This is a genomic window from Streptomyces sp. CBMA29, assembly GCF_014596445.1.
GTDB lineage: Bacteria > Actinomycetota > Actinomycetes > Streptomycetales > Streptomycetaceae > Actinacidiphila.
The window spans coordinates 1-8,162 of sequence record NZ_MECL01000245.1 but is presented as its reverse complement, the minus strand read 5'-3'; the positions used below and the strand labels follow the sequence as shown (position 1 = coordinate 8,162).

General features: G+C 70.9%; 5 protein-coding genes. 2 read left to right on the top strand and 3 right to left on the bottom strand.

The window, feature by feature from the left end; genetic code table 11:
• Nucleotides 1–373: 373 nt before the first annotated feature.
• A complete protein-coding gene (locus tag BGM09_RS33470) occupies nucleotides 374–2,392 on the top strand; it encodes an acetoacetate--CoA ligase (protein WP_188285500.1) in 2,019 nt (672 codons plus the stop codon).
• 42 nt (nucleotides 2,393–2,434) lie between these two features.
• Here the strand turns inward: BGM09_RS33470 and BGM09_RS33465 are convergent, their stop codons facing one another.
• Nucleotides 2,435–4,030: a cellulose binding domain-containing protein gene (locus BGM09_RS33465; protein WP_188285499.1), complete on the bottom strand. Its 1,596-nt coding sequence runs from the start codon at nucleotides 4,028–4,030 to the stop codon at nucleotides 2,435–2,437.
• Between the two features lie 294 nt (nucleotides 4,031–4,324).
• On the opposite strand from BGM09_RS33465, the gene BGM09_RS33460 reads away from it, so the two are divergent.
• Nucleotides 4,325–5,308 carry a hypothetical protein gene (locus BGM09_RS33460; RefSeq protein ID WP_188285498.1) on the top strand — a complete coding sequence of 328 codons (984 nt, stop codon included), beginning with the start codon at nucleotides 4,325–4,327 and terminating at the stop codon, nucleotides 5,306–5,308.
• A 133-nt stretch (nucleotides 5,309–5,441) separates the two neighbouring features.
• Here BGM09_RS33460 and ptsP read toward each other — a convergent pair whose 3' ends face one another.
• The gene (ptsP, locus tag BGM09_RS33455; RefSeq protein ID WP_188285497.1) at nucleotides 5,442–7,112 is read right to left on the bottom strand and encodes a phosphoenolpyruvate--protein phosphotransferase; all 1,671 of its coding nucleotides are present in this window, start codon (nucleotides 7,110–7,112) and stop codon (nucleotides 5,442–5,444) included.
• Between the two features lie 90 nt (nucleotides 7,113–7,202).
• On the bottom strand, nucleotides 7,203–7,652 hold the full coding sequence (locus BGM09_RS33450) for a PTS glucose transporter subunit IIA (protein ID WP_188285496.1): 450 nt from the start codon (nucleotides 7,650–7,652) through the stop codon (nucleotides 7,203–7,205).
• Nucleotides 7,653–8,162 lie beyond the last annotated feature (510 nt).

The window sequence follows — 8,162 nt, the reverse complement described above, 5'->3', positions numbered from 1 at the left end:
AGGGGGCGGTGCGCGACCCGTGCCGGTCGCCGGCGCCGCCGACCCGGACCGCACCTCGCACGCCCGTGCCCTCCCGGCGGCGGGGCCGGGCCCGCGCGGGCCCGGTGAGTGATCTTCCCAGGGATCTTGGCGGGAACCTCGGCGGGAGCCGGAAACAGGGCTTTCCATCGCCGCCCCGCGATCCGGACCACCCCCTCGGAACCCCTCGTCAGAGCCCCCGCGGGCCCCCGCCACGCGACCGGTGGGCCATCCCGCCCTGGCGCGGCAGACGATCACATGGCATCGTCCTGCCCAGGCCCGGGGCGGGACATTCCGCCCGCAGGGGACCAGCCGCAGATACGCGAGGACGCGTACCGTCCGGGGAGCCGCCCATATGAGCACCACGCCCGAGCCCGCAGACAGCCCGGAGCCCCTGTGGACGCCGGGACCCGAGCGGATCGCCCGCGCGCAGGTGACCCGGTTCCAGGACTGGACGGCCGAGCGGTACGGCGCCCCGGCCGCCGTCCCCGGCGACCCCGCCGCGAGCTACCACGCGCTGCACGCCTGGTCGGTCCGTGACCCCGACGCCTTCTGGCGCGCGATCACGCAGTGGTACGACGTCCGCTTCAGCACGCCGTACGAGACGGTGCTCGCCGACGCCTCGATGCCCGGCGCCCGCTGGTTCCCCGGCGGGACCCTCAACTACGCGGAGCACGCGCTGCGCCCGGCTCTGGACCCGGCCCGCGCGGACACCCCCGCCCTGCTGCACCTGGACGAGAGCCACGAGACCGGCACGGTGAGCTGGGCCGAACTCAGCCGCCAGGTCGCCTCGCTCGCCGCGGCCCTGCGCCGCCTCGGCGTCACCCCCGGCGACCGCGTCAGCGGCTATCTGCCCAACATCCCGCAGGCCGTCGTCGCGCTGCTCGCCACCGCCGCCGTCGGCGGCGTATGGACCTCCTGCGCCCCGGACTTCGGCGCCCGCAGCGTCCTCGACCGCTTCCAACAGGTCGAGCCCGTCGTGCTGTTCACCGTGGACGGCTACCGCTACGGCGGCAAGCGGCACGAACGGACCGACGTCGTCACCGAACTGCGCGCCGGGCTCACCACGTTGCGCGCCACCGTGCACATCCCGCTGCTCGGCACGCCCGCCCCCGAAGGAGCCCTGGACTGGGCGGATCTCACCAGCGACGACACCGCGCCCGCGTACCAGGCCGTGCCCTTCGACCACCCGCTGTGGGTGCTCTACTCCTCCGGCACCACGGGACTGCCCAAGGCCATCGTGCAGTCCCAGGGCGGCATCCTGCTCGAACACCTCAAGCAGACCGGACTCCACCTCGACCTCGGCCCGGACGACCGCTTCTTCTGGTACACCTCCACCGGCTGGATGATGTGGAATTTCCTGGTCTCGGGACTCCTGGCCGGTTCCACCGTCGTGCTCTACGACGGCAGCCCCGGCTACCCCGACGTCGCCGCCCAGTGGCGGGTGGCGGAACAGACCGGCGCCACCGTCTTCGGCACCTCCGCCGCGTATGTGATCGCCTGCCGCAAGGCGGACATCCACCCCGGCCGTGACGTCGACCTGTCGGCCGTCAAGTGCGTCGCCACCACCGGCTCGCCGCTGCCGCCCGACGGCTTCCGCTGGCTGCACGACGAGGTCAAGGAGGACCTGTGGATCGCGTCGGTCAGCGGCGGCACCGATGTGTGCAGTTGCTTCGCGGGCGGTGTCCCCACCCTCCCCGTGCACATCGGTGAGATCCAAGCGCCGTGCCTGGGCACCGACGTGCAGGCGTGGGACGCGCAGGGCCGCCCGGTCGTCGACGAGGTCGGCGAACTGGTCGTCACCAACCCCATGCCGTCCATGCCCATCAGGTTCTGGAACGACCCGGACGGCGCCCGCTACCGCGAGAGCTACTTCGAGATGTTCCCCGGCGTGTGGCGGCACGGCGACTGGATCACCCTCACCTCGCGCGGCACCGTCGTCATCCACGGCCGCTCCGACTCCACCCTCAACCGCCAGGGCGTCCGCATGGGTTCCTCCGACATCTACGAGGTCGTCGAACGCCTGCCGGAGATCCGCGAGTCGCTGGTCATCGGGATCGAACAGCCCGACGGCGGCTACTGGATGCCGCTGTTCGTGCAGCTCGCCGACGGCGCGGAACTGAACGACGCGCTGCGCGACCGGATCCGCGCCGCGATCCGCGCCCAGCTCTCGCCGCGCCACGTACCCGACGAGGTCATCGCCGTCCCCGGCGTCCCTCACACCCTCACCGGCAAGCGCATCGAGGTCCCCGTCAAACGGCTCCTCCAGGGCACCGCGCTCGACAAGGCCGTCAACCCCGGCTCGGTGGACGACCTCGGAGTGCTGCGCTTCTACGAGCGGCTCGCCGCCGAACGCGCGAAGGGCCGCTCGTAGAAGGTCACTTCAGCCGCTGAGCGGCACTTCGGCAGGACGTCGTCATCCGGTGTACGCCGCGAAGATCTTCGAGAACTCGTACGGCGACTGCGAGATGTTGGTGCACTTGTAGGTCGCGCCGGTGCACGCGTTGGCGTCCCGGCCCTCTTCCCAGAACGAGAGCATGCCCAGGTGCTTGCTCTGCGCGAAGGCGACGAGCTGACGGGCGTCGGCCTGGTCGTAGACGTGTCCGTCGTCGTTCTGGCCGAGCATCGGTGTCACTCCGACCATTGCCCAGAGCTGGGCGTCGGACTTGCTCGGGTAGAGCGATTTGAGCTGCCCGAAAAGGCTGTTGGCGGCCTGGACCGCCGCGTCGCCGTAGTCGACGCTCTGGTAGTAGTCCATGGCCATCACATTGACCATGTCCAGGTTGACACCCGCGTTCTTCGCGGAGGTGACCACGTTCAGCCCGTTCGCGTCGAGACCGGTGGGCAGCACGGGCAGCGTCAGCGAGATCCGCAGACTCGGGTGGGACTGCTGGAGCAGCGCCAACGCCTGTGAGCGCAGGGCGATCGACGCGGGTTCGGCGACCGCCGAGCCCTCGATGTCGAAGTCGACGTAGGACAGGTTGTACGCGTCGACCACGGCGCCGTACTCGGTGGCCAGCGCGCTGGCCGAACCGCACGCCTGGGCCAGCTCGATGCCGCTCGCGCCGCCGAAGGAGACCTTCACGTCCCCGCCGGCCGCCCTGATGGCGTCGATCTGGTCCTTCGCCCACGCCTGGCGCGGGTCATAGGCGTTGAACCACGACGCCTTGCAGCCCGCCGAGGTGACGAAGGCGAGCGTGAAGCTCTTCACGCCGCTCGCCTGGGACATCGCCGTGAGACTCGGCGTCGGCCAGGCGCCCATGTCCACGTACGGCGCGGTGCGGATCACGCCGGGGTTCGGATTCCCGCCGCCACCGATCGCGCCGGTGGTGCCGCTGACGGCCGCGCTGTACGCCGAGTAGTTGCCCGCCGCGTCCTTGGCGCGGACCTGGAAGGAGTACGCGGTGGACGCCGCGAGACCCGTCGCGGTGTACGAGGTGCCGGTCACGGCGACCGGCGTGCCGCCGTTGCGCGAGACCTCGTAACCGGCCACGGAACCGGAGTTGTCGGTCGAGGCGTTCCACTTCACGGTCAGCGAGGAACTGGTCGGCGAGCCCACGGTGACGCCGCCGGGCACGGTCGGAGGCGTGGTGTCGGAACCGCCGCCTCCGCCGCCCGCGTCGCAAGAAGCCCCGTTGAGCTTGCAGTTGGCCGGGGTGGCCGTTCCCGAACCCACCCAGCCGAAGACGGCCGAGGCGCCCGGCGCGAGCGTCCCGTTGTAGTCGCGGTTGGTGAACGTGTAGTGCGTGCCGCCGGACGCGGCGGACTGGGTCAGCAGCGCGTCCCAGTAGCTGCCGACGCTGCTGCCGGAGGCCAGGTCGAACTCGACCTTCCACGAACTGATCGCGGAACCGCTGCCGTTGGTGATCGTGTACTGCGCCTGGTAGCCGCTGCCCCAGTCCGAGGTCTTGGCGAAGGCCGCGCCGACGCCGCCGGCCGCCGAGGAGGGAGGAGCGAGGAACAGGACGAGCGTGCCGAAGAGCGCGAGGAGGAGTGTGAGGGATCTTCGCATGCCGGACTCCCATTTGGTCTGTACCAATGCCGCCCAGGATCTGGATACTTGACCGGTGCCGCCCCCGTCAATAGCGCCGCTGACACCTCACCGACCACCCCCGTCACGGTGCGGCGCCTCAACCCCTGTCGGTTCCGCCGTCGCCGGATCGGTCATCAGCCGGACCGCCGCCGTCCACCGCCGCCTCGACCGACCGCACCCGGCGCCGCGGAACCGCCGTTGTCAGTGCCCCCGGTTACGGTGAGTGAGCACCAGGGGTCATCGGGACCCCCGGTGCCACACCGAGGGGGAAGCATGTCCAGCACCAAGAACCGCGCCACCCACCGCAAGAACCGCCACGCGCGCACCGACCAGGCACAGCGCCCTCCCCGGCACCGCGCGGCCCACCGCCGGGCACTGCGCCGCGAAGCCCCCACCGTCGTCGCCCTGCTCCTGGACGGCGAGGACTTCGCGGCCCTGACCGACCACCGCACCTTCGCCTTCGACAACTACGCACAGTATCTGCACGCCGTCGACGCCTTCCTCCGCCACCTGCACGCCCAGGGCCACCACATCGCCGTCACACTCTTCGACCCCGACGCCTACGCCGACTACTGCACCACCACCCGCCAGCCCCCGGACAGCGCCACCACCCGCACTCACTACACCGCCGAAGCGACCGCCGCGGGTCCCTCCGTCACCTACACCAGCCAGTCCCTCACCCTGCTGCGCGCCCAACTCGCCCACGAGGCCGACCGCCGCGCCACCTGGGAGAGCGCCACCGACGCCCTCACCCGAGCCGGCACCTGCCCCGACTGCGGACAAGACCTCGCCCACTGCGCCTTCGACCGCGCCTCCGACACCCTGCTGCGCCTCATCGAGACCGTCGGCCCCGGCACCCACCACGTCGTGTGCAGCCTCCCCGCCGACGACGGCCCGCTGCTCGCCGCCGTCCACGTCCACGCCGACACCGACGACACGATCGAACTCGCCGAGAACGACGCCCTCGTGCTCTGCACCGTCATGGCCGCCAGCACCGCCACCGGCCGGACCGGAGGCGTCGTCCTGCGCACCACCCACGACGACGAACGGCCCGACACCGTACGCGGCTGGTCCCTGCGCGACGGCCACCTCCACCCGCTCACCGAAGCGGAGGTCTTCAACGCCTACTGCACCGACGCCGCCACCGGCGACCCCGTACCGCCCGAGCACGGCGTCGTCTACCGCGCGGGACTCCCCCTGCCGCCACCGCCCATCGACCACATCGGCCCGATCGGACCCTTCGGACCCCTCGCGTGAGGGAGAGGCCGGATCACGGGACCGGCTAGCGCGGAACACCGGGCCGACGACGGAACGGCGGAGGGCGCCCCACCCCACACGGGTGGAACGCCCTCCGACAACCGGCCCGACCGGCGCCGTAGCCGGTGTCAGCTCACTCGCCGGACAGCACCCCCCTCGCCGCCCGCCGCGCCTCATCGGCGCTGTCGGTCGCCCGAGCCGCGGCGGCCGCCCGCTCGCACTGCGCCAGCGTGTACTTCGCCAACGTCGCCCGCACATAAGGAATCGACGCCGCACCCATCGAAAGGCTGGTGACACCCAGACCCGTCAGCACACACGCGAGCAGCGGATCCGCCGCCGCCTCACCGCACACACCGCAGCTCTTGCCCTCGGCCCGAGCCGCGTCCGCGGAGGCCGCCACCAGGTCGAGCAGCGCGGGCTGCCACGGGTCCTGAAGCCGCGACACCGCACCGACCTGCCGGTCCGCCGCGAAGGTGTACTGCGCAAGGTCATTGGTGCCGAGCGACAGGAACTCGACCTCCTGGAGAATCGACCGCGCCCGCAGCGCCGCCGAAGGAATCTCCACCATCGCGCCGAACTTCGCCCGCAGCCCCGCCGCACGGCACGCGTCCGCGAACGCCTTCGCGTCCTGACGGTCCGCCACCATCGGAGCCATGACCTCCAGATACACCGGAAGCCCCTCCGACGCCTTCGCCAACGCGGTGAGCTGCGTCCGCAGCACCTCAGGGTGGTCGAGCAGCGACCGTAGCCCCCGCACACCCAGCGCCGGGTTGGGCTCGTCCGCGGGCGTCAGGAACTCCAGCGGCTTGTCGGCGCCCGCGTCCAGCACACGCACCACCACCCGGCCCTCGGGGAACGCCTCAAGCACCTGGCGGTACGCCTGAACCTGCTTGTCCTCCGTCGGCGCCTTCGAGGAGTCGTCCAGGAACAGGAACTCCGTACGGAACAGACCCACGCCCTCCGCCCCGGCCGCCACCGCCGCGGGCACATCGGCCGGCCCGCCGACGTTCGCCAGCAACGGCACCTTGTGCCCGTCCGACGTCGCGCCAGGACCCGACGACGCCGAGAGCGCCGCCTTCCGGGCCGCGGCCGCCTCGGACAGCGCGGTCCGCTTCTCCTCGTCCGGCTCGACGAACACCTCACCGGTGCTGCCGTCGACCGCGATCAGCGTCCCCTCGGCCAGCTCACCCGCACCCGGCAGCGCCACCACGGCCGGCACCCCGAGCGCCCGCGCCAGAATCGCGCTGTGACTGGTCGGCCCGCCCTCCTCGGTGACGAAACCGAGCACCAACGCCGGGTCGAGCAACGCCGTGTCCGCAGGCGCCAGATCACGCGCGATCAGCACATACGGCTCGTCGCTGTCCGGCACACCCGGCATCGGCACACCCAGCAGCCGCGCCACGATCCGGTTCCGTACGTCGTCCAGATCCGCGACCCGACCGGCCAGATACTCACCCGCACCCGCCAACAGCGCCCGGTAGGAGGCGAACGCGTCGTACACCGCACGCTCGGCCGTACTCCCCACCGCGATCCGGCGCTCGGCGTCGGCCAGCAGCTCCGGGTCCTGCGCCATCAGCGCCTGCGCCTCGAGCACCGCCTGCGCCTCGCCGCCCGCGAGATGACCGCGCGCGGTCAGATCGGCGGCCACCGCCTCGACGGCCTGCCGCGCCCGGCCCTGCTCGCGCGGAGCGTCGTCCGCCGGGATCTGCTTGGCAGGCGGCTCCAGAACAGCGGTGCCCATGTGCCGTACCTCGCCGATCGCCACACCGTGGCTGACACCGACGCCTCGCAGCGTTGTCTCCATCTCACCCGTCTCCGGTCGATGCGACGGGTCGATGACGCCGCCGCGTAGGTTTCGTGCCCCCGCTGGCCTGACTCCTGGCGGAGCGCGGGACTACTTCCAGGTGAAGAGAGTGCCGCCCGCTTCGATCTCGCCGCTCTCCGTGACCTCGCCGAGCGCCTCCACCGTGGCCTCGAGCGCGACGACGGGACACACCGGCGACTTCCCGGCCTCCTCGACGGCCGCCGGATTCCACCGGACGACCTCCTGGCCGCGGCTGACGGTGTCGCCCTTGGACACCAGCAACTCGAATCCCTCGCCATTGAGCTGAACGGTGTCGATGCCCAGGTGCGTCAGCACTCCGTGCCCTTCGTCGTCCACGACGACGAACGCGTGCGGGTGCAGAGAAACGATGACTCCGTCCACCGGGGACACCGCCACCGTCGACTCGCGCACGGGGTCGATGGCCGTACCCGGTCCCACCATGGCGCCGGAGAACACGGGGTCGGGCACGGCCGCGAGCCCGATGGCCCGTCCAGCCAGCGGAGAAGAAACGGTCGTCATGGGAAGCCTCCTATATGCGGAGCTCAAGACGCCGTCACTGCCTGTCACCGGACGGCGATGCCGCGAGAGCAGCCTAAGTCATGTCAAGTATGGATTCCGCCCGAGCGGAAGCGACCACGTGATGACCCTTCCCGATCGGAAGTCTGTCATCCGGCCACCCTCAGCCACCGTGACTGTCACCGCGACCGGAACAGCCGCGGTCGATTTGCTCCGGGCGGGGGAGTCCAGTACGTTGGCACAACCGCCTCGACGAGACCCGCGGAAACGTGTGTGCTCGGAATGGGGTTGGTAATTCCGACTGAATAGCTTCTGCTAAAGTCGGAGACACGACGAAGGGAAAGCCCGGAGGGCCGGTGAAACGGTCTGAAGGAAGCTTCCGTTCTTTGAGAACTCAACAGCGTGCCAAAAGTCAACGCCAGATATGTTGATACCCCGTCTCGTTACGAGACGAGGTTCCTTTGAAGAACAGAACACAGCGAGGACGCTGTGCGCGACTGGGATTATTCCTCC

Bases quoted from the DNA above. Each gene is read 5' to 3' on its own strand.
- BGM09_RS33460 (WP_188285498.1), top strand. From the start codon at position 4,325: ATGTCCAGCACCAAGAACCGCGCCACCCACCGCAAGAACCGCCACGCG.
- ptsP (WP_188285497.1), bottom strand. From the start codon at position 7,112: ATGGAGACAACGCTGCGAGGCGTCGGTGTCAGCCACGGTGTGGCGATC.
- BGM09_RS33470 (WP_188285500.1), top strand. From the start codon at position 374: ATGAGCACCACGCCCGAGCCCGCAGACAGCCCGGAGCCCCTGTGGACG.
- BGM09_RS33450 (WP_188285496.1), bottom strand. From the start codon at position 7,652: ATGACGACCGTTTCTTCTCCGCTGGCTGGACGGGCCATCGGGCTCGCG.
- BGM09_RS33465 (WP_188285499.1), bottom strand. From the start codon at position 4,030: ATGCGAAGATCCCTCACACTCCTCCTCGCGCTCTTCGGCACGCTCGTC.